The organism is Halomonas sp. BMC6, assembly GCF_964204995.1.
Lineage (GTDB): Bacteria > Pseudomonadota > Gammaproteobacteria > Pseudomonadales > Halomonadaceae > Vreelandella.
In genome coordinates, this window is the sequence record NZ_CAXNSH010000001.1 from 896,794 (window position 1) to 921,684 (window position 24,891).

Here is a 24,891-nt window from a genome sequence, read left to right on the forward strand (position 1 = left end):
TAAACAGCGCACTCGTCTTAGTATGATGTGGCTAAGTAGCACTCGGGATGGAGCGGTGCCTGTGTGGTCAAGCCTGAGGCCCTGCTCTTTTTGAAAAAACTGATATCGCAAGGACTCTGCTTGTGCTGATTCTTTTAGGTTATGTGGTCGTACTGGTGTGCGTATTCGGCGGCTATGTACTGGCAGGTGGCAGCTTGGGGCCGCTGTATCAGCCGACGGAGCTGCTGATGATCGGTGGGGCGGGCGTGGGGGCGTTCATTGCCGCCAACAACGGCAAGGCCATCAAAGCAACGTTCAAAATTCTGCCGCGGCTAAAGCGAACCAAAAAATATAACAAAGCGCTCTATATGGAATTAATGGCGCTGCAGTACAAAATTCTCTCCAAGGTACGCCGTGAGGGGATGCTTGGCATCGAGCGCGATATCGACAACCCCGAGGAAAGCCCGCTGTTTCAAGAGCACCCGTCGGTGCTGGCAGACCCGCATATCATGAACTTCTTGACCGACTATCTTCGCCTAATGGTGAGTGGCGGTATGGAGCCCATGGAAATCGACGAGCTGATGCTGCATGAGATCGAGGTCTTCGAACAGGAAGCGCACGTGCCCATCGACGCCATTGCCAAAGTGGGTGATGCCATGCCTGCGTTCGGCATCGTGGCGGCGGTCATGGGGGTCATCAAGGCGTTGACCTATGCGGACGCCACCGCTGCGCAGATGGGGGAGATGATCGCACTGGCACTGGTCGGTACGTTCCTAGGGATTCTGCTGGGTTACGGCTTCATCAGCCCGATTGCGAGCTACGCCGACCGTCAGGCCAAAGAAGCGGAGAAAATGCTGCAGTGTATCCGCGTCACGCTGCTGGCGAGCCTGCATGGCTATGCGCCTCAGCTTGCCGTCGAATTTGGCCGTAAAGCGCTGCATACCGCAGAGCGTCCCAGCTTCACCGAATTGGAAGAGTACGTGCGCGACGCCAAAAAGGGCGGTAATGCATGAGTAAGGGTGGGGATAAGCGTCCGATTGTCATCCGGCGCAAAAAAGTGGTCCATGCCCACCATGGGGGGGCATGGAAGATCGCGCTGGCGGACTTTATGACCGCGCTGATGGCGCTCTTCTTGGTGATGTGGATTCTGAGTGTGTCCAGTGAAGAGACTCGGCGGGGCGTGGCGGAGTACTTCAGTACCCCACTCGTCACGGCCATTACCGGGGGAGATATGTCGGGAAGCACCAGCGTCATTCCCGGTGGTGGGCCTGACCCTACGCACAGCGATGGTGAGCGCGCGCGCATCGACGTGCTGCAGCACACTCGCCCCAGCGCTCAAGAACGACGCTTCTTCGATGACTTGCAAGAGCGTATCGAGCGCGCCATCGAGCGTGACCCGGAGCTGCGTGAACTGCGTAACCAGATGCGTTTCGACTTAACCCGGGAAGGGTTACGGATTCAGCTACTGGATACCGAGCAGCGCCCCATGTTTGAGTTAGGGAGCGATCAGGTAGCGCCGTACATGCGCAGCCTGCTGCGTACCATGGCTCCGTTGTTGAACGATTTACCTAACGATCTCAGCATCAGCGGTCACACCGACAGCGTTCCTTATGCCGGTGGTTATCGCGGGTACAGTAACTGGGAGCTCTCCAACGACCGTGCCAATGCGTCGCGTCGTGAATTAGTGGCCGGTGGGCTTGATCCAGATCAGCTTTTACGCGTATCGGGCTTTGCGGATCGCGTGCTGTTGTCTGACACTGCGCCCACGGATCCGATCAATCGTCGTATCGAGCTCGTCGTGCTGCTGCCAGAGATCGCCGAAGCCATTCGCAACCCAGGCATTCTCTCGGCGGACGACACCCTGCCAGAGGGCGAGATGCCCGAGGCACTGCTTCCCGACGACGCCTTGCCCAGTGACACGGCGCTCGATGAGCCGGTACCAGCAGAACAAGTGCCACCAAATACGCCACAGGTCGACGATGAAGGGTAATCGCGGCTTGTCACAAAAAAATATGACGTTCACGTGGAGCGGTGCATGGATATAGCGGATTTTTTTGACACCTTTTTTGAAGAGGCTGAAGAGCTGCTTGCCGACATGGAGCAGCACTTACTGGAACTGGATGTCGATGATCCGGATAGCGAGCAGCTAAACGCTATCTTCCGCGCAGCCCACTCTATCAAAGGTGGCGCAGGAACCTTCGGTTTTAGCGTGCTACAGAAAACCACGCACATTTTCGAAAACCTGTTGGATCATGCTCGCAAAGGCGAACTGACCCTGCGTGCGGAGCACGTGGATACCTTTTTAGAGGCCAAAGACATCATGCACGAGCAGCTCGATGCCTACCGCAACGAGGAAGAGCCCAATCAAGAAGCGTATGAGCGAATCTGCCAAACGCTGCAGCAAATTGCCCTCGAAGAGATAGGCAAAACGCTCGATGCTCCTGCGGCTGCCCCTGCACCCAAACAAGAGGCGCCCAAAGAAGAGAAAGAGACCGCGTCCGCGAGCAGTGGCGGTGAGCAGAGGCTCAAAGTGGCGCTTCTGAACGTCGGTGATAAAGATCGTGGACTGCTCGTCGAAGAGCTAGAGCAGCTAGGCGATATTCAATCCCAGTCGGGGGACGAAAAGCGCTACGAAGTCACGCTGACGGGTGGCGTCAGTGCCGATGATATCGAAGCGGTCATGTGCTTCATCATCGAGCCGGATCAAATCGAAATCACGACGCTGGGCGAGGCAGCCCCCGCTGCGGCACCAGCACCCGACGCGAAAGCAGACAACGTCACCCCTACCGCAGAAGCACCGGTAGTTGAAGAGAAACCGGCCGCACCGGCTCTGGAAAAAGCGCCTGCCAAAGCACCCGCCAACAAATCGACGAAGGCTGCGCCCAAGAAAGCGGCTGCTGAGTCCTCCTCCATTCGTGTCTCGGTGGATAAAGTCGACCAGATCATCAACCTGGTGGGCGAGCTGATCATTACCCAGTCCATGCTCGATCAAACGGTTAGCGACCTGGGCGACCAGTCGGTAGGCAACAGCTCACTGCAAAATGGCATGAGCCTGCTGCAGCGTAACGCGCGTGATCTGCAAGAAGCGGTCATGTCGATCCGTATGATCCCCATGGAGTTCGTGTTCAGCCGCTTCCCTCGCGTAGTACGCGACACCGCTGGCAAGCTCGGTAAAGAGATCGAGCTGGTGACGGAAGGAAAATCCACCGAGCTGGATAAAAGCTTGGTCGAACGTATCACCGACCCGCTAACGCACTTGGTGCGTAACAGCTTGGATCACGGCATCGAAATGCCCGATGAGCGGGAAGCGCTGGGCAAGCCACGTACCGGCAAGCTGGTCCTCTCTGCCCGCCATCAGGGGGGCAACATCCTGATTGAAGTGCGCGACGACGGTGCCGGCATGGATCGTGATCGCTTGCTGGCCAAAGCCCGTGAAAACGGCTTGAACGTCTCGGACACCATGTCGGACGAGGACGTCTATCAATTGATCTTCGCTCCCGGCTTCTCCACGGCGAAGGAGGTGACCGATGTCTCCGGCCGTGGCGTGGGGATGGACGTGGTCAAGCGGAACATTCAAGGAATGGGTGGCCGGGTAGAAATTCAATCCAAGAAAGGCGAAGGCACCAATACACGTATCGTGCTGCCGCTGACGCTGGCCATCTTGGACGGTATGTCGATCAAAGTCGGCAACGAAACCTTTATTCTGCCGCTCTCTACCGTGCTTGAGTCGCTGCAGCCTGCCAAAGGCGATATGTATGCCATGGCCGGAGACGACGTGGTACTCAAGGTGCGCGATGAGTACCTCCCGGTCATCGCCATTCACGAAGTGCTGGACGTCGAAAACGCCATTACCGACCCGACCAAAAGCATTGCCGTGATCGTCCAAGGGGAAGGACGGCGTTACGCCATGCTGGTGGACGAGTTGATCGGCCAGCAGCAGGTCGTGGTAAAGAACCTCGAAGACAATTATCGCAAAGTGCCCGGCGTATCGGCCGCTACCATCTTGGGGGATGGCAGCGTTGCGCTAATTCTCGATATCACTGGCTTACACCGTTTGAGCCGTGCCAAGAAAGAAGCAGGGAAAGTCGCTAATCCACCCCATCTCTCTTATTACAAGGAGGCTGAGCCGTCATGAGTCAAGCATCTAATGAGGCGGTGCTAGCCGCCGCCGAAGCGGAAAATCGCGAATTTTTGGTGTTCTCGCTGGGCGATGAAGAGTACGCCATCGATATTTTGAAGGTGCAGGAGATCCGCGGTTACGAAAACGTGACCCGGATTGCCAATGCGCCCGACTTCATCAAAGGGGTGACGAACCTTCGCGGTGTGATCGTGCCCATCGTGGACCTGCGTATCAAGTTCCACCTAGATAACGTCGAGTACGGCGGCCAGACCGTGGTGATCGTCGTCAACGTGGCCGATCGTATCGTCGGTATCGTGGTCGATGGCGTCTCCGACGTCATGACCCTGACGCCGGATCAAATCAAGCCGGCGCCCGAGTTTGGCGTCACGCTCTCCTCCGATTTCCTGAGCGGCCTCGGTAGCCTAGACGACCGGATGCTCGTCTTGGTCGATATCGACAAACTGCTGACCAGCGAAGAAATGGCACTGGTCGACAGCACCAGTAACCGCTAACGACCTGCCACGGGGCACACGGAGCGTGCCCGCCTCGAGCCAATGAACAACCCGCTCTGGCGCCATGGATAGCGCTGGCCAGTACGGTTGTGTTTGGAGAAAAGCGTGTGACACAGCTAGTACGTCAACTGATGAGTAACATGACCGTCCGACTCAGTTGGGGGCTGGTGCTCGCCACCTTCAGCGTCTGGGTACTCATCGCCTGTGGGATTGGGCTTTATGCGCTGCATCATGGGGCGAACATCGTCCAGAGTGCCAACGACCCGCAGGCGCAGCAGCTGGCGTTCAGTGCCTTTGCCACCCAAATTCGCTGGGTGTTGATCGGCGTGGTCGCCATGACCTTGCTCACGGTCGCGGTGGTGGTGTGGGGCGTGAGCGCCAACGTGCTGCGCCCGCTAGATCGACTGGTGGGTTATTTCGAGCGCATGGCGCAGGGAGATCTCAATCAACAGATCCGCTCGCCCGGTAATAACGAGATCGGCAAGCTCTATAGCGCGATGGCGCACATGCAAGGCTCGCTCTCCGAGACCGTTGGTGTCGTCCGGCGCAGTGGAACGACCATCTTCGAGCGTTCGCAGCATATTGCCAGCGGTAACAACGACCTCTCCTCGCGTACCGAACAGCAGGCCTCCTCCCTCGAAGAGACCGCGTCTAGCATGGAGCAGCTCGCCTCGACCGTCAGTCACAATGCCGACAATGCCCGTCAGGCCAGCCAGTTAGCGGGTGACGCGACACTCACGGCACGGCGCAGCGGCGAGGAAGTCAGTCAGATCGTCGATACCATGCAAGAGATCAGCGCCAGTTCCCATCAGGTCGCTGACATCATCACGCTGATCGATAACATTGCCTTTCAAACCAACATCCTGGCGCTGAATGCGTCGGTCGAGGCGGCGCGCGCTGGCGAGCACGGCAAAGGGTTTGCCGTGGTGGCTCAGGAAGTGCGGAGCCTTGCTAGCCGAAGCGCCAGCGCGGCCAAAGAGATCCGCACGCTGATCGATACCTCGCTCGGCAAAGTGGATGTCGGCACCCAGCGTGTCAATCAGGCAGGTCAGACCATGCAGGATCTGGTGGCCGCCGTGCAACGCGTCAGCGATATCATGGATGAAATTGCGTCCGCCTCCGAAGAGCAGAGCAATGGTATTGGTCAGGTGAATCAGGCCGTTGCCCAAATGGACCAAGTCGTGCAACAGAACGCGCAGTTGGTGCAGCAAGCCGCTCGCAGTGCCAACGAACTCGAAAGTGAGGCGGCGCGTCTGCGTGAAGCCGTCGAACGCTTCCAAGTAGCAGGCTCCGGTCAAGCGCTGTCACACACCCGAGCGGCCGCGCCGGCTATCGCCCCCGCGCCTCGCGCCCCCCAGCCTGTTGCGAAACCCGTCGCGACCACCAGCACCGACGAATGGGAAGCTTTTTAAGAGGGCGGCATTTTCCGCCACCAGAATGACCCGAAGACGTGCCACAACATCAACAATAAGGCAGCATGATGCGTAATAACCAGCCAGTGACTCAACGGGAAGTTGAGCTTAAACAAGATGATTTTCTTGTCTCACGCACGGATTTGAAAGGGCGGATTACCTACGCCAATCCGGCGTTCATCGAGATAAGCGGCTATCAGCACGACGAGCTGATCGGGGCACCGCATAACCTGATACGTCATCCGGATATGCCGTCGCCCGCGTTTGAAAATCTTTGGAAAACCGTTCAGGCCGGTGACACCTGGCGGGGACTGGTGAAGAACCGCTGTAAGAACGGCGACCACTACTGGGTCGACGCCAGCGTAACGCCGATCGTGGAAAACGACCAAGTGATTGGTTACACCTCGGTTCGCGTGCAGGCAACCCGTGAGGCGATTGCGCAAGCGGAACGGCACTACGCCGACATGCGTGAGGGGCGCCAAAAGCGTCTCTACCTCGATAAGGGTCGTGTACGCCAGAAAGGGGTGTGGCAGCGTATCAAGCGCACTCGGCTCGACACCATTCGTGCCAAGTTGATCGGCATGGTGGTGGTCGCGGGAGCGCTACTGACGGCCAGCGGTGGATTAGGGCTTTACGGCCTGAACGTGGCGGGTGATCGGTTGGGCGAGCTAAACGACGACGGACTCAGAGACGTTATTCGGTTACAGCAGATCGACCAAACCATCGCTCAGACCCGTCAATCGATGATCGAGCCCGAGCGTATGGAACTGATCAACCAGCGCTTCGAGATGGGCGAGGCCGTTGCTGACAATGCTGCTGAAGTGGCCAGTGTGTGGGAGGCGTTCTACCGCCGTGACGTGAACGCGACCCCGCTTGCCGATGCCTTCAACGAACAGTTGCAAGCCTTCTTGACGAACGGCATGAACCAAGCGGCAAGCGTGCTACAAGCCGAAGAGACGTACCAAGCCTTCACCGGCCTGGACGGGGTGATCAACGTCATGAATGAGGATGGGCGTGCGCTATCGGGCATGGTCAACGAGCTGATAGCGCAAAAACAGGCGGCCGCCGAGGCCATGGCCGCAGATGCCGAGCGTGGCCAGACAGCCATGTTCACGGCACAGGCCGCGATGCTGGGCATAGGACTATTGCTGCTGGTGCTCATCAGCGTCGTGACGCTGCGCTCGATCATTACGCCGCTCAAGCGCGCCTCGCGTTTCACGCTGCAAATTGCCGGTGGCAACCTGGCGGCCCGCGTACCGCCCAAACGGCGCGATGAGATTGGTCAGTTGATGGACTCGCTCAATACCATGCGCAAAAGCCTGAGCAGCATCATTAGTGACGTGAAAGGGGGCATCGAAGTCGTCACGCCCGCCGCCAAAGAGATCGCCAGCGGTAACGAAGCGCTTTCGTCGCGTACCGAGCAGCAGGCCGCATCGCTGCAGCAAACCGCCTCGAGCATGGAGGAAATGACCACGACGGTACGGCAAAACAGTGATAATGCTCAAGAAGCGCGGCGGCTGGCCGATAATAATGCAACAAGGGTTACACAAACCGGCGAATTGATGACACAACTGGTCGCCAATATGCAGCGGATTACCCAAAGCTCACAGAAAATGACCGAGATCATCAACGTCATCGATTCGATTGCCTTTCAGACCAATATTTTGGCCTTGAATGCATCGGTAGAGGCCGCTCGCGCTGGTGAGCATGGCCGGGGATTCGCCGTAGTGGCCGAAGAAGTGCGCAAGTTGGCCGGACGCAGTGCTGGGGCATCGCAAGAGATTCGTTCGTTGATCGACGCATCCAACCAGCAAGTCAGTGCGGGTGCCGGTCTGGTGGAGAAAGCCGAAGCAGCCATCGTTGACGTTGCTGACGCCGCCCGCAGCGTGACCCACATCATGCACGATATCTCGGCAGCCTCCGAAGAGCAGAGCAGCGGGATTGCGGAGGTCAATCAGGCCGTCGCAGAGATGGATCAAGCAACACAGCAAAACGCCCTGCGCGTTCAAGAAACGGCGCAAGCGGCAATGGCATTAGAGCAGCAGGCAAGCCTGTTGGCGCTATCGGTGGAAGCGTTCCGGCTCACGAGCCAGGGGCCGTTGACGCCGCCAGCCGGTCAATCTGGCATGGCCGCTTTACCGAGCGCCAAGGCACCGCCTGCGGCAGACAAGATCAGCAGCGCCACAACGCCTGCGCCGAGTCATAAGAAGCGGCAGATGGCCTCTGTAGAGGAGTGGGAAGAGTTTTGACAGACCAACGCGAACGGGGTAGCGACGCCGGCCAATGGGCGTCCAGTGGACAGATCGAGCGTGATCTGGTGCTGACCGATGCGGATTTTGCGCGTATTCGAGAGTTGATTTATCAGCGCGCAGGCATCGTTTTGGCCGAGCATAAGCGTGAAATGGTCTACAGCCGCTTGGCCAAGCGGCTGCGTCATCACGGCATGACGCGCTTTACCGACTACCTGTCGCGGCTGGAGCGTCAGCCTGACGCGAAAGAGTGGGAAGCGTTCACTAACGCGCTGACGACCAATCTCACGGCTTTTTTCCGTGAGTCACACCACTTTCCGCTGCTTGCCGACCACATCAAGCACAAGCCTGATCCCGTCACCATTTGGTGCTCGGCGGCATCGACGGGGGAAGAGCCCTACTCCATCGCCATGACGCTGTTGGAAACCCTGGGGCCCAAAGCGTCCCAGGCCAAGGTCATTGCCACGGATATCGACACCGAAGCGTTGGCCAAAGCGCGTAAGGGCATCTATCCCCAGGAGCAGGTGCGCAAACTCGACGAAGCGCGGGTTAAGCGGTTCTTTCAGAAGGGGACCGGCAACCATATCGGGCTTGCCCGTGTGCGGCCGGAGGTGTCGGCACTGGTAGAGTTCATGCCACTCAATCTATTGGCACCCCAGTGGCCGGTCAAAGGGCCGTTCGATGCAGTGTTTTGCCGTAATATCATGATTTATTTCGATAAAGACACGCAGGCCAAGATTTTGAAGCGGTTCGCACCGCTCATGAAGCCCGACGGTCTGCTTTTTGCAGGGCATTCCGAAAACTTCTCGTATATCAGCGATGCGTTTAAGTTGCGCGGGCAGACGGTTTACACCCTCGCGAAATAAGTGAACAAAAGATGCGCGCTTCGCTCGGCCGTGGGCGTTATCCCCCCACGAGCGACGCGGCAATGGCTACCGTAAGAGGAGGCGTGCTTTGAGCGCAGCCAAGATTAAAGTGTTGTGCGTCGATGATTCGGCGTTGATTCGTGATTTGCTGACGGAAATCATTAACTCACAGCCCGACATGGAAGTCGTCGCCGTTGCGCCTGACCCCATTGCTGCCCGTGATTTGATCAAGCAGCACAACCCTGATGTGCTGACGCTGGATGTCGAGATGCCGCGTATGGACGGACTCGACTTTTTGGAGCGCTTGATGCGTTTGCGCCCGATGCCGGTGCTGATGGTGTCATCGCTGACGCAAAGCGGTTCTGAAATCACCCTGCGAGCGCTGGAGCTGGGCGCGCTGGATTTTGTTGCCAAGCCGAGCCTGGGCATTCGTAGCGGCATGATGGAGTACGCCAACGAGATCGCCGATAAGCTCCGCGCTGCCGCACGCTCTCGCCCGCGTCAGGCGCGTCATAAGAACACGCCCCCGCCCAGCCAGTTAAAAGCGCCGATGACGACCAGTGAAAAGCTCATCATCATCGGCGCCTCCACGGGAGGTACCGAGGCCATCCGCGCGGTACTGGAGCCGTTGCCCGCCAACGCGCCTGCCATTTTGATCACTCAGCACATGCCGGGGGGCTTTACCCGCTCTTTCGCCGAGCGTCTGGATCGTTTGTGCCGCATCACCGTGAAAGAGGCCACCGACGGCGAGCGTGTGCTACCCGGTCACGCTTACATTGCGCCCGGCGATCAGCACCTAGAGCTGGCGCGTAGCGGTGCGAACTACGTGGCCCGGCTCAACGATGGACCGCCGGTGAACCGTCACCGTCCGTCGGTCGATGTGCTGTTTCACTCGGCTTCGAAGCATGCCGGTAAGAACGCCATCGGCGTGATTCTCACTGGGATGGGGAAAGACGGCGCGGCGGGGCTGTTGGAGATGCGCCAGGCAGGCGCGCCCACCATCGCCCAGAACGAAGAGTCCTGCGTGGTGTTCGGCATGCCTCGTGAAGCGATTGCCGTTGGCGGCGCCGTCGAAGTCGTCGCGCTCGACGACATCCCGTCACGGTTGATGGCGCTCATCGCCGCCTCCGGTCGCGCCCAGCGCGTTTGACGACACGATAACGATCATCACCAGGACAGATATTGACAAGGGAAGCTACAACAATGACTCGCTTGCTGCGCAATCTCAGTATTCATGCCGCCGTCGTCACGGCACTTACATGCTTCGTCGCCCTCATTTTGGTGGTGGCCGGGCTAGGGGTCATGGCCGACCGTAACGCGCAAACCAATCTGGCTACGCTCAATTTGATTGGCAATGAGCAGCTCAACGAGCTGAACCGCGCGGATTCGTTGCTCAATCAGGCCATGCTGGCGATGGAAACGGCGTCGAATCTGTTGATGGTGGGGCGTACGCAGCAATCCAACGAGCAGGTCGATGTGGCGGCCAACCGCATCGAGCGGGCCGAGCAGCGCTTCAATAAGTTCGCGGCCGCACCACGTACGCCCCAAGGGCAAGTATTGGGTGAGGCGGTGGATGACAATTTCCGCACGGTACTCGAGCTGGTCAAACAGCAGCACGCCAGCTTCGAGTTCATGGATATTAATACCTTCAATCAGTTGCGCGGTGAATTGGCTCAACCGCTTGAAGCGCTTTCAGCCAGTATTACAGCCTTTGTCGAATATGGATTTAATCGGGTTGACAATATCCGTACTGATGCCGAGTCCCAGGGCGATACCTTTACGCTGATTAACGCTCTTGCCGTTGGGTTGGCGCTTCTGGTCACGCTGTTGATCTATCTCGGCTTGCGCCGTACGGTCATTGCGCCGTTGAACAATGCCGTTCAACGGCTGGATCGCATCGCCGAGGCGGATCTGACCCAGCCATTGCCCGAAGCCGGTAAGAATGAAATTGGACGCCTTTTCGCGGCCATGGCGACCATGCAACAGAACCTCAGCGCGACCGTGACACGCGTACGCGAAGGCAGCCGCGAGATTCACCACGGTACCCGAGAAATCGCCAGCGGCAATGCGGATCTTTCGTCACGCACCGAGCAGCAGGCTGCCTCGATCGAGCAAACGGCGGCCAGCATGGAGCAGATGACCGCGACCGTGAAGCAGAACGCTGACAATGCCCGTCAGGCCAGCACCTTGGCCGCGGACGCCTCGACCACGGCCGAGCAGGGCGGCGACGTGGTTCAGCAAGTGGTCGAGACCATGCAGGGTATCTCCACGAGCTCGCAGAAAGTGGCCGACATTACCAGTGTGATCGATTCGATTGCTTTTCAGACCAATATTCTAGCGCTCAACGCCTCCGTTGAAGCGGCGCGGGCCGGTGAGCAGGGGCGCGGCTTTGCCGTCGTAGCGGGCGAGGTGCGTAACCTCGCTAGCCGGAGTGCCGATGCCGCAAAAGAGATTAAAACGCTGATTGACGCCTCTGTTAGCCAAATCAACCAGGGCTCTTCTCTGGTAGAAAAGGCGGGGCAAACCATGACCGACGTGGTCACGGCGGTGCGCCGCGTGACCGATATCATGGATGAGATCTCCGCTGCGTCTCAGGAGCAGAGCGATGGTATCGAGCAGGTGAGTCAGGCCGTTGGCCAGATGGATCAGGTGACGCAGCAAAACGCTGCGCTGGTGCAGCAAGCCTCTGCCGCTGCGGCGTCGCTCGAAGAGCAGGCGAATCGCTTAGAGGAAGCCGTCGCGGTCTTTCAGGTGGTGAGCGCCCAGTCCGCGCGCAGCGCGTTACCGCCGCAGCGTGTCGCGGCGTCGAGCGCGCCTAGCAAACCCGCGCTGGGGAAAGCAGCACCGTCTGCCGCTACGCCGTCGCCGCGTCAAGCGACACCCCAACACCACGATGAGTGGGAAGAGTTTTAACCCTGACTGAATTGACAGTCACCCAATACATGATGTTAGTGAGAGGATGACCCATGGCCGATAAGAACATGAGCTTCTTGGTAGTAGACGACTTTCCCACCATGCGCCGGATCGTCCGCAGCCTGCTCAAAGAGCTTGGCTTTACCAACGTGGATGAAGCCGAAGATGGGCAAGACGCGCTCAACAAGCTGCGCGCTGGCAACTTTGAGTTCGTCGTGTCAGATTGGAACATGCCGAACCTTGACGGCCTGGAGATGCTGAAGGAGATCCGTCAGGATGATGCGTTGAAAGACCTGCCGGTTCTCATGGTGACGGCGGAAGCCAAAAAAGAGAACATCATTGCTGCCGCACAAGCAGGTGCCAATGGTTACGTCGTCAAGCCGTTCACTGCCGCCACCCTGGAAGAGAAGCTGAATAAAATCTTCGAGAAAATGGGTAAATGACGCGGCTGAGCCAAGGTGCTCGGTTAACGAGGAGACAACACAATGAGTCAGAATGAGCAGGGTGGTTCTGCCCAACTGTCCGAAGAAGCCGCTGAAGACCTGATCTTTCGTATCGGTAAGCTCACCCGCATGCTGCGTGACAACATGCGTGAATTGGGCTTGGACAAAGAGATCGAGAAGGCTGCCGAAGCGATTCCCGACGCCCGTGACCGACTGCACTATGTGGCGACGATGACCGAGCAGGCTGCGGACAAGGCGCTCAATGCCATCGACCGTGCACAGCCGCTGCAGGACCAGCTCTCTGAACGCGCCGAAGCCTTGGATAAGCGCTGGGCCGAGTGGTTCGAAGCGCCCAAGGAGTTGGATGACGCCAAGGCGCTGGTCAAAGAGACGCGTACCTACCTGGGCGATGTACCGCAGATGACTGCAGCGACCAACAAAGAGTTGCTGGACATTATGATGGCGCAGGACTTCCAGGATCTCACCGGTCAGGTCATCAAGAAGATGATGGACGTGATCCGCGAGATCGAACACCAGCTGGTTCAGGTGCTGATCGACAACGTGCCCGGCGCAGAAGCGCGTGAAACGATGCAGCGCAAGGCCGAAGATCAGTGGAAAAACGAGAACGCTCGCCGTAACGAAGACCTTCTCAATGGGCCTCAGGTCAAAGAGAACGCCCCCGATATCGTCACCGGACAGGATCAGGTAGACGACTTATTGGACGAATTAGGCTTTTAATGCCGGGTTATTAGCACATTGTAACCCCCTGCATCTGGCAAAATAAGACCTCAGTTCAGCCGTCCTCAAGGGCGGCTGTGCTTATGGTATGCCTTATTTTGGTCAACCGACCACTCGTCAGCCGGATGACAGCATGGCAGATAACGACAGCGATCAGGAAAAAACCGAAGAGGCCACGCCCCGACGCTTGGACAAAGCGCGGGAAGAGGGTCAGGTGCCTCGGTCCCGAGAGCTGACGACCTTCATGATGCTGCTCGGAGGTGTGCTGGGTCTGTGGGGCATGGGGCAGATGCTCTACGACCAGCTCGGTATGGTGATGGAGCAGGCGTTCTTGTTCGAGCGCCGCCACGCCATGGAAAGCATGCCGATGCTGGTCAACGCACTCGACTTGGGCCAGCGAACGCTGATAGCGATGCTGCCGCTCTTCCTTCTGCTCACGGTCATTGCGCTGGTTGCGCCCGCTCTGCTGGGCGGCTGGCTCGTCTCCGCCAAATCCCTGCAGCCTAAATTTTCGAAGCTCAATCCCATCAAGGGGATCAAACGCCTCTTCTCCACCCAGGCGCTGGCCGAGCTGGCCAAGGCGATTGCCAAGTCGGTGCTGGTGGGGAGCGTGGCGTTTAGCTTTTTATATTTTAATATGGGGCGCTTCTTAGGGTTGATGGATCAGCCCGTTCAGCAGGCGCTGGTGAGCGCGCTGAACATGGCCGCGCTCGCGGCAGGGCTCATCGTTTTGTCATTGATCGTGGTGATCTTGATTGACGTGCCGTTCCAGCTTTGGAACAACGCCAAGCAGCTGCGCATGACCAAAGAAGAGGTGAAGCAGGAGCACAAGGACTCCGAAGGCGACCCTCACGTCAAAGGGCGCATTCGCCAGCAGCAGCAGGCCATGGCACGTGGGCGCATGATGAGCAAAGTGCCCGAAGCCGATGTGATCATCACCAACCCGACGCATTATGCGGTGGCACTGGTGTACCAAGAGGGGCGCATGGGGGCTCCGCGGCTAGTGGCCAAAGGGGCGGATGCCGTGGCGGCCCGCATCCGTGACATAGGCGAAGAGGCCGGCGTGCCGCGATTGGAAGCAGCGCCTCTGGCGCGTGCCCTGTATCATCACGTGGACTTAGAGGCCGAGGTGCCCGCAGAGCTATACACCGCCGTGGCCGAGGTCATGGCCTGGGCCTACCGTCTGAAGCACGTTGCACAGCAAGGAGGCGAGGTGCCCCCCACTCCCGATAATTTACCGGTTCCCCCGGAAATGGACAGTCCCGGCCGTCGCGCCGGTGGCAATGAGGCGCAAACATGAAAGGCTTAAGCCAGTTGATCAATCAGCGACCCTGGATGAACGACGTGAGCATGAAGCTGCTCGCTGGCCCGCTGCTGATTTTAATGATTCTGGGCATGATGATTCTGCCCCTCCCACCGTTCGCGCTGGATCTGCTGTTCACCTTCAATATTGCGCTGTCGATCATGGTGCTGCTGGTCAGCATGTTTGCCGAAAAGCCGCTGGATTTTGCGGCGTTCCCGGCGGTACTGCTATTCACGACGCTGCTGCGACTCTCTCTAAACGTTGCCTCCACCCGCGTGGTGCTGATGGAAGGGCACGAAGGCGGCGACGCGGCGGGCAAGGTCATCGAGGCATTTGGTACCTTTCTCGTGGGCGGTAACTTCGCGGTGGGGTTGGTGGTCTTCCTCATTCTGGTCATCATTAACTTCATGGTTATCACCAAGGGTGCCGGGCGTATTGCCGAAGTGGGCGCTCGCTTCGTGCTCGATGCCATGCCTGGCAAGCAGATGGCCATCGATGCCGACTTGAACGCTGGTCTGATCGGGGAAGACGAAGCGAAGAAGCGCCGTGCCGAAGTGGCCCAGGAAGCCGACTTCTACGGCTCCATGGACGGTGCCAGTAAATTCGTCCGCGGTGATGCAGTGGCGGGTCTGGTCATCATGGTGGTCAACATCATTGGCGGTTTGCTGATCGGTATGATGCAGCACGACCTGGGCTTTGCCGATGCCGCGCGTACCTACACGCTGCTGACGATTGGTGACGGCTTGGTCGCACAGATTCCGGCGCTGGTCATCTCGACCGCTGCAGGCGTTACCGTCTCCCGCGTGAACACCGAGCAGGACGTGGGTCAGCAGATGATCAGCCAGCTGTTCGTCAATCCCCAAGTCATGATTCTGGCGGCCATGGTCATGGGCTTGCTTGGCCTCGTGCCCGGCATGCCGAACTTCGTGTTCCTGGTCTTCACTGCGCTGCTGGGCGGTTTGGCGTGGTATCTGATCCGTCGCAAAGAGCATAAGCTAGTCAAAGAAGAGATATCCACGGCACCACCGCCGGTTCAGGAAACGCCAGAGGCCAGCTGGGAAGACGTCCAGCTGGTAGATACGCTGGGCCTGGAAGTGGGCCACCGTTTGATTCCGCTGGTGGATTCACGGCAAAAAGGCGAGCTGTTGGGGCGTATCAAAAGCGTGCGCAAGAAATTCGCCCAGGAGGTGGGCTTCCTGCCGCCGGTGGTGCATATTCGCGATAACTTAGAGCTGCCACCCAACACCTACGTGCTTTCCATGAAGGGTGCCGAAATCGGTCGCGCCGAGGCGCAGCCCGGTAAGTGGCTCGCCATCGACCCTGGCCAAGTGTCTGGGGAGCTGCAGGGCACACCGACCCAAGACCCCGCCTTTGGTCTGCCCGCGGTATGGATCGACGCCAATCAGCGCGAGCATGCCCAGGTCTACGGTTACACGGTCGTGGATGCCAGCACGGTGATTGCCACGCACCTGAACCACTTGTTACATCGCCACTCTCCTGAAATGTTGGGCCGCCAGGAAGTGCAAAAGCTGCTGGACAAGCTGGGCGAAGATCAAAAATCGCTGGTCGAGGAAGTGGTGCCCAAAGCGATCTCGCTCACCGTACTGCAGCGGATTCTGCAGAATTTGCTGGACGAGGACGTCTCGATTCGCGACATGCGCACCGTATTGGATACCCTGGCCGAGTACGCTGGGCAGCAGAAAGACCCCAACGAGCTGACTGCGCTGGTGCGTATCGCGCTGGGTCGCGCGATTACCCAGCAGTGGTTCGCAGGCCAAGAGACGCTGCACGTCATGGGCCTCGATGCGCAGCTTGAACAAGTATTGATGCAGGCCATGAACGGTAACGGTGCCATGGAGCCGGGACTGGCGGATACGCTGATGAATCAGGCGCAGCAGGCGCTGGAGAAGCACGAAGGCAGTGGTGAAGCGCCGGTCCTGGTCGTTCAGCACTCGCTGCGAGCCGTGCTGTCGCGCTTTTTGCGCCGCCGGATGCGCCACCTAGTGGTCATGTCCCAGGCCGAGATTCCCGACGACCGCACCCTGCGTGTGACCACCCTCGTGGGTGGCCGCTAAATTGGTAACAGGTGACATATGAGCGTGAGACGTTTTGTCGGAGCAAATAGTCGCGATGTAATGCGCCAAGTGCGCGAAGTACTGGGCGACGATGCGCTAATCGTCGCCAATCGCCGCACCGAAGGCGGCGTTGAAATTCTGGCCATGGCCGACGACGCCGTCGATCAGTTCGACCCGTCGCCGACGACCCCCGTAGAGCCCCCCCGTGAAGCACCGGCTCCCGCCTCAGCCCCCGCTTTCTCGCTGCCGACGCAGCCGGACCCGCTGGAAGCGATGAGCGAGCGCCTGCTGCGGGAAATGCAGGATATGCGTGAGCTTCTCTCCCGCCGTCAGCCGGTCGCTGACCCCTCGCGCGGCGCACAAACGACCTACGAGCACCTTCAAGAGCTGCTGGCGCGGGTAGGCTTTAGCGCCGAGCTGAGCCATGAGGTGCTCGAAGCGCTGCCCGACGAGCTGATGACACGGGAAGGCAGCCAGGACGCTGCCACCGCCTGGCTGCGCGAGCAGCTCATGGCGCGCTTGAAAGTGCTCACGCACGAAGAGCGCTTTTTCGATCAAACCGGTATCGTGGCGCTGGTAGGGCCTACCGGTGTCGGTAAAACCACCACCACGGCCAAACTGGCGGCGCGCTTTGTGATGCGCCACGGTACCCGGCCCGTGGCCCTGGTGACCACCGACAGTTTCCGGATCGGTGCCCACGAGCAGCTGCGTATCTACGCCCGGCTGCTGGATACGCCCATGTATGCCCTCGACGTCGAGCAGCCCATCGACGAGCTGGTAGGGCGGCTGCAAGGCAAGCAGTGGGTGATCATCGACACCGTCGGCATGAGCCAGCGGGATCAGCGGGTCATCGAGCAAATTGCGCATTTACAGGGCGGGCAGTCGACCGTCAGGCTGGTGCTGCTGCTCAATGCCGCCAGTCAGCCGGAGACCCTCGAAGAAGTGGTGCTGCGCTATCGTCAGGCGGCACGTGCCGCTGGAGCCGAACTCGACGACTGCATCATCACCAAGCAAGACGAAGCCGGGCGGCTGGCACCCGTGCTGGATATCGTGATGCGTCACGGTATGCGCGTGCTGTTTGGCTCATACGGCCAGCAGGTGCCCGAGGACATGGCCGTGGCAACGCCCTCTGGGTTGATCGATCAAGCGCTATCTACCCGTGCTTCCAACGTTTCGGCGAACCGGTCCGCGCCGGTGAGCTTGCCGCGCTGGTCCCGGGACGTGCTGGGCCAAGGACGCAGGCTGTCGTCGGTCCTGACGCGGTTGCGTCAGCGGGTCGTCGATTTTCATCGGTTAGAGGCCGCCTGGGACATCGCTGCGTTGCCCAGCGTAGTGCAAGACCAGCGCCTGGAGGCGCTGCTGACCGGCGCGCAGGCCACCCATGACGCGATGGGCATCGTGTGGTCGCCAAGACGCAACGAGCGTGGCTGCGACTGGTCGATGCCGGACGTGGCGCTGAACGAACAGGGCGCTTGGCTGGCGCTAACGCGTTTACAGCACCGCCAACCGGCGGGATGGCAGCCACGCTTGGCGCACTGCCCGACAGACATTGCCGTCCACTTGCTGCCCGCTCTACCGGAGCCAGACACGCTGGCATGGCTCGCCGACCAACACTTGACCTGGGTCAGCGCCGTGTCCGCGAGTCAACGCGTACACTGTCAGGGCGAGCGCTACACCCTGCGCACGCTGTTTCAAGAGAGTACGCTCACTCACGCCGTGAACATTCGGTTTCGCGGGCAAGGTATGCAGCTGCTGACCGCCTACGTGGAGGCGACAGATGCCGCTGGCAACGCCGTGCTGGCCTGGGTCGGCGAGGTTCGCGATCCAGAGAGCAGCAAGCGCGTGGTGCGCCGCTACTGGCTGACGCCTGCCCGACTGGGAAGCGATGTGCTATCGCTGCTGGTCACCCAGTTACAGAGTGACGGGTTGTCGGCGCTCACCAAGCGGGCTTGGCAGCAGTTGAAAGAAGCGGATGGCGGCGAAGTGAGCAGTGAGCTGCGGCTACTCATGGCCAGCGGTGCCGCCGCAGTGGCGGGCCATTTGGACCTGGCCGATGACGAAGCGGCCCAAGCCTTACGGGCCGATCTGCTGCGTCTGCTAGGTACCCAGCGAAAACGCCGCGACACCGCGCTGCTGGACGCCTTGGTGCATGTATTGATGGCCCGCGATGCCATTCGTCAGCTAGGCAGTGTCAGTCGTGAGGGCTTGGTATGAGCGGTCAAGATCAAGCGGCGGGCCTGCGTAAATGGGCCGATCTGCAGCGCCAGCAGCGGGCCGCAGAGGACGAGCCGCAAGATGCCCAGGACGCAACAGCGGCTCCTGCCGCGCCCGTCACTGCCGAAGAGGCCGCGGTGCATACCCAGGACGCCATGGCACCCACGGTCGCCTCGGCCGCCGAGCCCGCGACGGTGACGCCACCGCGCCCTCAAAAACCGCTGGTCGTGGTAGGGCTCCCGAACACGGGGGCCGCGCAGGTGGATAAAGTGCGCGGCCGCTTGGGGCAGTGGTCTGCGTTGGGCCGCCAATGGGCAGGCGATCCCCAGGATTGGAAGATTCAGGTGGTCATGGCCGACACGCCGTCGCTGGCCACGCTGGCGAAGGCGCATGCCCGCTGGGCGCTATGGGTCAGCAGCGATGCCGATGCCTTCGCCAGTATGTATCGGGTGCTTCGCCAAGTGCGGGAGCACGGCGGCCCGCGACGTCTGCTAGCGCTCCACGAGCCGCACCTACCGCGCCAAGGGCTGCTGGAGAATTTGCGTGATGCCGCCGCGCACTACTTGGACATCGAGCTGCTACTGCTGGCGCGCTGAACGGCTGTCCGCCGAGGTGAAAATGATGCAGCATGGGGACCAACGTATGAGACCGATGGCCTTACCGGTGTGGAAAAACGTTGTACAGTCGTGCATTGGGCGGTTAGCGCTCGCCGCAATGCTGAGTGCTGCCCTGCTGTCGCTTGACGTACAGGCGGCGACCCCCGGCAGCTGGAGTCGCGACGTGCCAGGCGTACTGGTGGCCATGAGTGACCGCACCAGCAACAGTCAGGCGATTGCGCCACCGGCAGGCATCCCGTTGGGGGCGGCGACCCTGTCCCGTGTTCAGTGGCGGTTCGAGGCGCCTCCCAGCCAGCCTATCAACGCGTGGCTGTGTCACCCAGAGCGCTGTGTAGCACTGTCGGGCATGCGTGGCAGCACCACCGCGCTGGAAGGTGCGCTGGCGAATGCGCCGCTGCACTTCCGATTTGCCCTGTCCCCCGGCCAGCGGCCGGTACGCGTGCAGGGTTTACAGGTGATAGTGAACTATCAGTAAAGGTCGTTTAGCCGCGAGGCACGAGGATGTATACAGCACAAGGCAGGATCAAACAGAGTGAGCTGTTAACCCAATACATGCCACTGGTGCGACGTCAGGCCTTAACGCTGCAGGTAAGGTTGCCCGCGAGTATTGAGCTAGATGATCTGATCCAGGCGGGCATGGTCGGGCTGTTGGAAGCGCTGGGACGCTTCGACGCTGCCCAGGGCGCAACGTTTGCAACGTTTGCCAGCCAGCGGATTCGCGGTGCCATGATGGATGAGCTGCGCACCCGCGATTGGCTGCCGCGCAGCGTGCGCCGTTCGGCGCGGGCGGTGGATGACGCAGTGCGTCGTCTAGAGCAGCGGTTGGGGCGTCCTCCTGAAGAGGGTGAAATTGCCCGCGAACTGGAGATGCCGCTGAGCGAATACCAACAGCTGTTGAACGACACCAATAGCGGCCAACTGCTGCCGTTCGAAGAGCTGGTCGCCGATGGCGGCGAGCCCGCCGGGGACGATGCCCAGCACCGGCCGTTCGACCAGCTGCTCGACGAGCAGCAGCGGCAAACGCTGATCGAGGCCATCGAAGCACTGCCCGAGCGTGAAAAGCTCTTGATGGCGCTCTACTACCAAGAAGAGATGAATCTTAAAGAGGTCGGTGCCGTGCTGGGCGTCACCGAGTCGCGGGTGTCCCAGTTGCACAGCCAGGCGGTGAGCCGCCTGCGGGCGCGCCTGCACGAACACGATTAACCCTGGAACTCACTAACCCTAACCGGCGAGGAGCCGTTGATGAACCCATCTACGCTGATCGGTATCTTTGCCAGCATGTTGCTGCTGGTGAGCGTGCTGTTCTTTACCGCAGAGTCGCCCGAAAGTTTTATCAATTTGCCGGGTTTGGCCATCGTGATCACCGGTACGCTGGCGGCGACCTTCATCAGCTATCCGTTGAAGGAAGTATTGCGGGTGGTTCGTCTGGTGGGCTTGGTATTCCGCCGTGAAAATACGTACGTGCGCGACGACATCAACGAACTGGTCGCCATGTCGCGGCTATGGTTCAAAGGCGATGTGCGTGCCGTAGAGCGGGAGCTCGAGCACACCCGTAACCCGTTTCTGCGCACCGGCATCCAACTGGTGATCGCCAACACCAAAGAGGATGAGATTTTCGACATGTTGCGCTGGCGTATCGCCCGCTTGAAAGCCCGCGAACACGCCGAAGCGCAGATTTTTCGCACCATGGCGACCTACGCACCCGCCTTCGGGATGATTGGTACGCTGGTGGGGTTGGTCAACATGCTCGAAGTGATGGATGCGGGTGATCTGCAGGTCATCGGCCCGCGTATGGCGGTGGCGCTATTGACCACGTTCTACGGCATTTTGTTGGCCAATCTCGTGTTTAAGCCCATCGCGGTCAAACTAGAGCGGCGCACCGAAGAGCGTTTGATCACCATGAACATGGTGCTAGAAGGCATTTCTCTGATCACCAAGCGTCGCCTGCCATCGTTCATCGAAGAGACGCTCAACTCTTTCGTGGCGAACTACCATGATGAAATCCGTGACGCCAACGTCAAACCGCGTCCCGACGTAGGCTCCGCACTCAAAGGGTAATGCCATGCTCGACCGCGACTCACGGCATGCCCTGGAGCTGCCCGCTGCGGCGGGGGAGAGCGACGAAAGCTGGTTGACCAGCTATCTGGATGTCCTCACCCTGCTCATCACGCTGTTCGTTCTGCTGCTGGCCCTGACGCCGCCGGACGGTGGCGAAGGGGACGACAGCGATGCCATGCGTGCCGCCAACGCCGTGACATCGCTGCCGCTGGCCAGTCTCGCCACCGGTATCCACCCCCGTTATGATGGCTTGCAGCCTCAGATGGCAGGGCTGGATATACCCGGTGTGAGCGTCTCCCAGGGTCAAGAAGGGGTGACCCTGCGCATCGATGACAGCCTTTTGTTTCCCAGCGGGAACGATGTGCTAACGCCTCAAGGGCAAGATGTGTTAGAACGGCTCTCCTCCGTACTGGAGACCTTCGACGGTCAAATCTCCGTTGAAGGCCACACCGATAATGTGCCTATCTCGACGTCGCGGTTTCCTTCAAACTGGGAACTGTCGGTAGGGCGTGCCATTGCGGTCGTGCGCCAATTAGAACGGCAAGGCATTGCCATTTCACGTATGCGGGCGGTCGGTTACGCCGACACCCAACCCATGGAAAGTAACGCTACCTCGGAAGGGCGAGCAGCCAACCGGCGCGTTGAACTGTTGCTACGGCAGCAGGTCGAGGGGTAAAGCACTATCTCGAGGCTATCTTCGTGTCGAAGCATCACTCGCTACTCCAATCGTTTGGCGCCGTCATGGTGCTCGATGCTGAGAGTAAGCACATTCAAGCGGTCAGCCGTCATTTGACCAAGCTGCTAGGGGTGGTGGATCAAGAGCACCAGGCGCTGACGCCTGCCAGCGTCCTGGGTAAACGATTGAGTCAGCGGTTGCGCCAAGAGCTTCAAGGGCAGCAGCGGCTGGCGAGCCCCCTGGCCTTCCGGCCACCGAATACCACCACGCGGCTGCAGATCCACGCTCACCGCACCCATCACCATGTGATCGTCGAGCTCGAACCTCTTAATCCGTTGGGCAAACGGCGACTGCTAGGCACTGTCAACGAGCGCTTGATGCGTTTGGCCGAAGCGACCCATCAAGAAGAGCTGTTGGATGTGCTGGTGAGCGCCGTGCAGCAGTTGACCGGCCACGACCGTGTGTCGGTGTGCCATTTCGATAGCGACTGGCACGGGCTGATCGTCGCCGAGGCGCAAGGTGGTCCTTTGCCTGCGCTGCTGGGGCAGCGCTTCCCGGCCAGTGACTTCCCCGTCACGCTACGCCGAACCTACGAACGGCATCCCGTTCGCCTGATTTATGACGTTTGTGCCCCCGCCGAACCGCCGCTGCCGTGTACGCCAGATGGTGAGAACGTCGATCTGCGCCACTGTTTTCTACGAGCCCCTGCGCCGGAGCGCCAGCGCTACTTGCAGCGGCTAGGCGTACGCGGTTCGCTGAGCCTGGCCATGCAGGGCGATAATGGGCTATGGGGCCTGCTGTTTTGTCACTCGGCAGCGCCGCATCCCGTATCGCCCCCGGTGCGCGATGCCGTACGCACGCTGGTGCAGATGGCGACCCAGCGGCTGTTGCTACTTCGGGCGCGACAAGAGGCCCGCTATTTGCAGCGCGTGCAGGATAGCCTGGTGCTATCCACGAATGCCCGGAGCGAGCCGCAAAGTCCCGCCGACTTGTTGGAGGCTCAGGCAGAGACGTGGTGCTCGCTGTTCCGCGCCCACGGTGTGGCGCTGTGGTTGAAAGGCAGTGTTTACGCCTGTGGTCATACTCCCGAAGCGGCGGTGATTTGCCAGTTCGTCAAACGCCTGGAGAAAGCCCATCGGCATAGCGGCCCCTGGTGCACACGAGGGGCTGCAAGCGAGCCGCTGACCGCATCGCTGCGCATGCCCGAACAGTGCGGCATTCTGGCCGTACCGCTACCCATGAGCCCTGCCCAGCGTGGCTGGCTGATGTTCTTCCGGCCCGAGCAGGTGGAAACCCTCTACTGGGCAATGCAGCCGACCTCGGCACCGTTACCGTCGGTGATGGTCGCGCCGTCGGCGGCCTGGTGCGAAGAGGTGGTGGGCAAGAGCGAGGCGTGGCAGCGCGTCGAGCGACTGGCCGTCATGGACTTGGGGGAAGATCTGACTCTGGCCATCTCCGCCTATGAGATCAGCACGCTGAACATGCATTTAGAGCGTGAGCGTAAAGCGCTGGCCGCCGCGAACCAGCGCTTGGAGCAGCTGGCGCACTTCGATCCGCTCACTCAGGTGTGGAACCGCTACCGTATCGAACAAGCCATCGATGCAGAGCTGGTGGCGGCCAAGCGATACGGCGCGGCCTTTGCGCTGCTGCTGTTCGACGTGGATCACTTCAAACAGATCAACGATACCCATGGCCACAGCGTCGGCGACGACGTGCTGGTGTCGCTGGCGCGCCTAGTGGAGACGTCCCTGCGCGGCTGCGACCACCTGGGGCGTTGGGGCGGCGAAGAGTTCGTGGTACTGGCGACCCACTCGGACATGGACGCTGCCGTCGGCCTGGCGGAGCGGCTGCGTAGCCTCGTCGCGACGCTGCACGTCAACGGTCTTGAGCAACCCATCACGGTGAGCATTGGCGTGGCGATTTGGCAGCCAGGCGATAGCTGTAAAACGCTCATGGCCCGCGCCGACGTGGCCATGTATCGAGCCAAACGCAGCGGACGCAACCGGGTAGAGCTGGCCGAAGAGCGCGTGCTCTAAGGCGCGCTGGGTGCCTCGGCAGCCGCGCCAGCGCATAGCGCCTGCATCCGCGCCAAGGCTTCGTCTGCCCCCGCCAGGCTAAAGGTCATGTACCACGGCTCCTGCTCGTTCTGATCGAAGCCCAGAAAGAGCCGTTCCCCCGTTTGCATCTCCTCGATCAGCTGCGCCATATCGCCCAGATAGAAGTGGGCGTAGAAACCGTCATCACCGCGTTCGGTGATGAACTCGGCCATGGTATCGACGATTGGCTGATCATCGATGCGCAGCCGCGTGGGCACGAGGTTTACCGCGCGACTCTCTCCTTGCTGCTGTTCTAGCGTGACCCGCATCTCTAGCCAAGGCAGATCGCAGACGCCTTGGGTCGCGTTCACGCTGAGCGTAGCGTCGGAGTAGCTGTGGGTTTCTACGGCACGGAAGTGACGTTCGTCGCCCAGGGTGAGGGCCATCGACTGCCAGTGCTCGTGACGCTCGGTGGCGTTGACATTGAACGTCGCTGCCTGCGTCAGCGCTGGACTGGCGAGAAGTAGGGCGGAGAGGGCGTAGGGGATAGCGTTAAGGGCGCGTGTGAGGTTCATAGGTCGTATCGTCATCGAAATCCCTAAGCCTATAGCGTGTTGGGAATAAGCAAAAGGGTAAGGTGCTGATTTTTCTATATCTAGTGTGTTTGATGAAAAAAGACG

21 protein-coding genes are annotated in these 24,891 nt (G+C 60.0%); 20 read left to right on the forward strand and 1 reads right to left on the reverse strand.

Going from position 1 to position 24,891, the window contains the following annotated elements; all coding sequences use genetic code 11:
* Nucleotides 1-122: 122 nt before the first annotated feature.
* From motA to AB6K10_RS04345, 20 genes are all read left to right on the forward strand, one after another.
* Nucleotides 123-992: a flagellar motor stator protein MotA gene (gene motA / locus AB6K10_RS04250; protein WP_253019267.1), complete on the forward strand. Its 870-nt coding sequence runs from the start codon at nucleotides 123-125 to the stop codon at nucleotides 990-992.
* Complete coding sequence (gene motB, locus AB6K10_RS04255) at nucleotides 989-1,969, forward strand: flagellar motor protein MotB (RefSeq protein ID WP_339118062.1); 981 nt, start codon at nucleotides 989-991, stop codon at nucleotides 1,967-1,969. The genes motA and motB overlap by 4 nt, the downstream gene beginning before the upstream one ends.
* 45 nt (nucleotides 1,970-2,014) lie before the next feature.
* The gene (gene cheA, locus AB6K10_RS04260; protein WP_305948083.1) at nucleotides 2,015-4,114 is read left to right on the forward strand and encodes a chemotaxis protein CheA; all 2,100 of its coding nucleotides are present in this window, start codon (nucleotides 2,015-2,017) and stop codon (nucleotides 4,112-4,114) included.
* Nucleotides 4,111-4,611, forward strand: a complete 501-nt coding sequence (gene cheW / locus AB6K10_RS04265; RefSeq protein WP_044629561.1) for a chemotaxis protein CheW — start codon at nucleotides 4,111-4,113, stop codon at nucleotides 4,609-4,611. Before cheA ends, cheW begins: the two co-directional genes overlap by 4 nt.
* Before the next feature lie 131 nt (nucleotides 4,612-4,742).
* The gene (locus AB6K10_RS04270; protein ID WP_339119593.1) at nucleotides 4,743-6,023 is read left to right on the forward strand and encodes a methyl-accepting chemotaxis protein; all 1,281 of its coding nucleotides are present in this window, start codon (nucleotides 4,743-4,745) and stop codon (nucleotides 6,021-6,023) included.
* A gap of 68 nt (nucleotides 6,024-6,091) precedes the next feature.
* Complete coding sequence (locus tag AB6K10_RS04275) at nucleotides 6,092-8,272, forward strand: methyl-accepting chemotaxis protein (RefSeq protein WP_253019290.1); 2,181 nt, start codon at nucleotides 6,092-6,094, stop codon at nucleotides 8,270-8,272.
* Entirely contained in the window at nucleotides 8,269-9,138 is an 870-nt protein-coding gene (locus AB6K10_RS04280) for a CheR family methyltransferase (RefSeq protein WP_159340614.1), read from the forward strand. Before AB6K10_RS04275 ends, AB6K10_RS04280 begins: the two co-directional genes overlap by 4 nt.
* Before the next feature lie 88 nt (nucleotides 9,139-9,226).
* Nucleotides 9,227-10,288 (forward strand): chemotaxis response regulator protein-glutamate methylesterase, encoded by a 1,062-nt coding sequence (locus tag AB6K10_RS04285; protein ID WP_253019269.1) that lies wholly within the window; start codon nucleotides 9,227-9,229, stop codon nucleotides 10,286-10,288.
* 53 nt (nucleotides 10,289-10,341) lie between these two features.
* Complete coding sequence (locus AB6K10_RS04290; protein ID WP_285264146.1) at nucleotides 10,342-12,051, forward strand: methyl-accepting chemotaxis protein; 1,710 nt, start codon at nucleotides 10,342-10,344, stop codon at nucleotides 12,049-12,051.
* Nucleotides 12,052-12,104: 53 nt separating this feature from the next.
* Nucleotides 12,105-12,494, forward strand: coding sequence for a chemotaxis response regulator CheY (gene cheY / locus AB6K10_RS04295; RefSeq protein WP_139527816.1), 390 nt, complete (start codon nucleotides 12,105-12,107; stop codon nucleotides 12,492-12,494).
* 42 nt (nucleotides 12,495-12,536) lie between these two features.
* Entirely contained in the window at nucleotides 12,537-13,232 is a 696-nt protein-coding gene (gene cheZ, locus AB6K10_RS04300) for a protein phosphatase CheZ (RefSeq protein ID WP_159340616.1), read from the forward strand.
* Between the two features lie 133 nt (nucleotides 13,233-13,365).
* Complete coding sequence (gene flhB, locus AB6K10_RS04305) at nucleotides 13,366-14,532, forward strand: flagellar biosynthesis protein FlhB (RefSeq protein ID WP_159340617.1); 1,167 nt, start codon at nucleotides 13,366-13,368, stop codon at nucleotides 14,530-14,532.
* Nucleotides 14,529-16,610, forward strand: coding sequence for a flagellar biosynthesis protein FlhA (flhA, locus tag AB6K10_RS04310; protein ID WP_159340618.1), 2,082 nt, complete (start codon nucleotides 14,529-14,531; stop codon nucleotides 16,608-16,610). The genes flhB and flhA overlap by 4 nt, the downstream gene beginning before the upstream one ends.
* 18 nt (nucleotides 16,611-16,628) lie before the next feature.
* The gene (flhF, locus tag AB6K10_RS04315; protein ID WP_339118063.1) at nucleotides 16,629-18,824 is read left to right on the forward strand and encodes a flagellar biosynthesis protein FlhF; all 2,196 of its coding nucleotides are present in this window, start codon (nucleotides 16,629-16,631) and stop codon (nucleotides 18,822-18,824) included.
* Nucleotides 18,821-19,420 (forward strand): hypothetical protein, encoded by a 600-nt coding sequence (locus AB6K10_RS04320; RefSeq protein ID WP_159340620.1) that lies wholly within the window; start codon nucleotides 18,821-18,823, stop codon nucleotides 19,418-19,420. The genes flhF and AB6K10_RS04320 overlap by 4 nt, the downstream gene beginning before the upstream one ends.
* 46 nt (nucleotides 19,421-19,466) lie before the next feature.
* Complete coding sequence (locus AB6K10_RS04325; RefSeq protein WP_253019273.1) at nucleotides 19,467-19,916, forward strand: flagellar protein FlhE; 450 nt, start codon at nucleotides 19,467-19,469, stop codon at nucleotides 19,914-19,916.
* 26 nt (nucleotides 19,917-19,942) lie between these two features.
* Entirely contained in the window at nucleotides 19,943-20,644 is a 702-nt protein-coding gene (locus AB6K10_RS04330) for an RNA polymerase sigma factor FliA (RefSeq protein ID WP_253019274.1), read from the forward strand.
* A gap of 39 nt (nucleotides 20,645-20,683) precedes the next feature.
* Nucleotides 20,684-21,499, forward strand: coding sequence for a motility protein A (locus AB6K10_RS04335; RefSeq protein WP_159340622.1), 816 nt, complete (start codon nucleotides 20,684-20,686; stop codon nucleotides 21,497-21,499).
* Between the two features lie 4 nt (nucleotides 21,500-21,503).
* Complete coding sequence (locus tag AB6K10_RS04340) at nucleotides 21,504-22,175, forward strand: OmpA family protein (protein ID WP_253019275.1); 672 nt, start codon at nucleotides 21,504-21,506, stop codon at nucleotides 22,173-22,175.
* Between the two features lie 23 nt (nucleotides 22,176-22,198).
* Nucleotides 22,199-24,211: a diguanylate cyclase gene (locus AB6K10_RS04345; RefSeq protein ID WP_305948080.1), complete on the forward strand. Its 2,013-nt coding sequence runs from the start codon at nucleotides 22,199-22,201 to the stop codon at nucleotides 24,209-24,211.
* Here the strand turns inward: AB6K10_RS04345 and AB6K10_RS04350 are convergent.
* Nucleotides 24,208-24,786 (reverse strand): hypothetical protein, encoded by a 579-nt coding sequence (locus AB6K10_RS04350; RefSeq protein WP_339118064.1) that lies wholly within the window; start codon nucleotides 24,784-24,786, stop codon nucleotides 24,208-24,210. The two genes, AB6K10_RS04345 and AB6K10_RS04350, sit on opposite strands and share 4 nt — an antisense overlap.
* Between the last annotated feature and the right edge of the window lie 105 nt (nucleotides 24,787-24,891).

Excerpts from the sequence above, each read along its gene's own strand:
- motB (WP_339118062.1), top strand. The coding sequence starts at position 989 with ATGAGTAAGGGTGGGGATAAGCGTCCGATTGTCATCCGGCGCAAAAAA.
- cheA (WP_305948083.1), top strand. The coding sequence starts at position 2,015 with ATGGATATAGCGGATTTTTTTGACACCTTTTTTGAAGAGGCTGAAGAG.
- cheW (WP_044629561.1), top strand. The coding sequence starts at position 4,111 with ATGAGTCAAGCATCTAATGAGGCGGTGCTAGCCGCCGCCGAAGCGGAA.
- AB6K10_RS04270 (WP_339119593.1), top strand. The coding sequence starts at position 4,743 with ATGAGTAACATGACCGTCCGACTCAGTTGGGGGCTGGTGCTCGCCACC.
- AB6K10_RS04275 (WP_253019290.1), top strand. The coding sequence starts at position 6,092 with ATGCGTAATAACCAGCCAGTGACTCAACGGGAAGTTGAGCTTAAACAA.
- AB6K10_RS04290 (WP_285264146.1), top strand. The coding sequence starts at position 10,342 with ATGACTCGCTTGCTGCGCAATCTCAGTATTCATGCCGCCGTCGTCACG.
- cheY (WP_139527816.1), top strand. The coding sequence starts at position 12,105 with ATGGCCGATAAGAACATGAGCTTCTTGGTAGTAGACGACTTTCCCACC.
- cheZ (WP_159340616.1), top strand. The coding sequence starts at position 12,537 with ATGAGTCAGAATGAGCAGGGTGGTTCTGCCCAACTGTCCGAAGAAGCC.
- flhB (WP_159340617.1), top strand. The coding sequence starts at position 13,366 with ATGGCAGATAACGACAGCGATCAGGAAAAAACCGAAGAGGCCACGCCC.
- flhA (WP_159340618.1), top strand. The coding sequence starts at position 14,529 with ATGAAAGGCTTAAGCCAGTTGATCAATCAGCGACCCTGGATGAACGAC.
- flhF (WP_339118063.1), top strand. The coding sequence starts at position 16,629 with ATGAGCGTGAGACGTTTTGTCGGAGCAAATAGTCGCGATGTAATGCGC.
- AB6K10_RS04320 (WP_159340620.1), top strand. The coding sequence starts at position 18,821 with ATGAGCGGTCAAGATCAAGCGGCGGGCCTGCGTAAATGGGCCGATCTG.
- AB6K10_RS04325 (WP_253019273.1), top strand. The coding sequence starts at position 19,467 with ATGAGACCGATGGCCTTACCGGTGTGGAAAAACGTTGTACAGTCGTGC.
- AB6K10_RS04330 (WP_253019274.1), top strand. The coding sequence starts at position 19,943 with ATGTATACAGCACAAGGCAGGATCAAACAGAGTGAGCTGTTAACCCAA.
- AB6K10_RS04335 (WP_159340622.1), top strand. The coding sequence starts at position 20,684 with ATGAACCCATCTACGCTGATCGGTATCTTTGCCAGCATGTTGCTGCTG.
- AB6K10_RS04340 (WP_253019275.1), top strand. The coding sequence starts at position 21,504 with ATGCTCGACCGCGACTCACGGCATGCCCTGGAGCTGCCCGCTGCGGCG.
- AB6K10_RS04350 (WP_339118064.1), bottom strand. The coding sequence starts at position 24,786 with ATGAACCTCACACGCGCCCTTAACGCTATCCCCTACGCCCTCTCCGCC.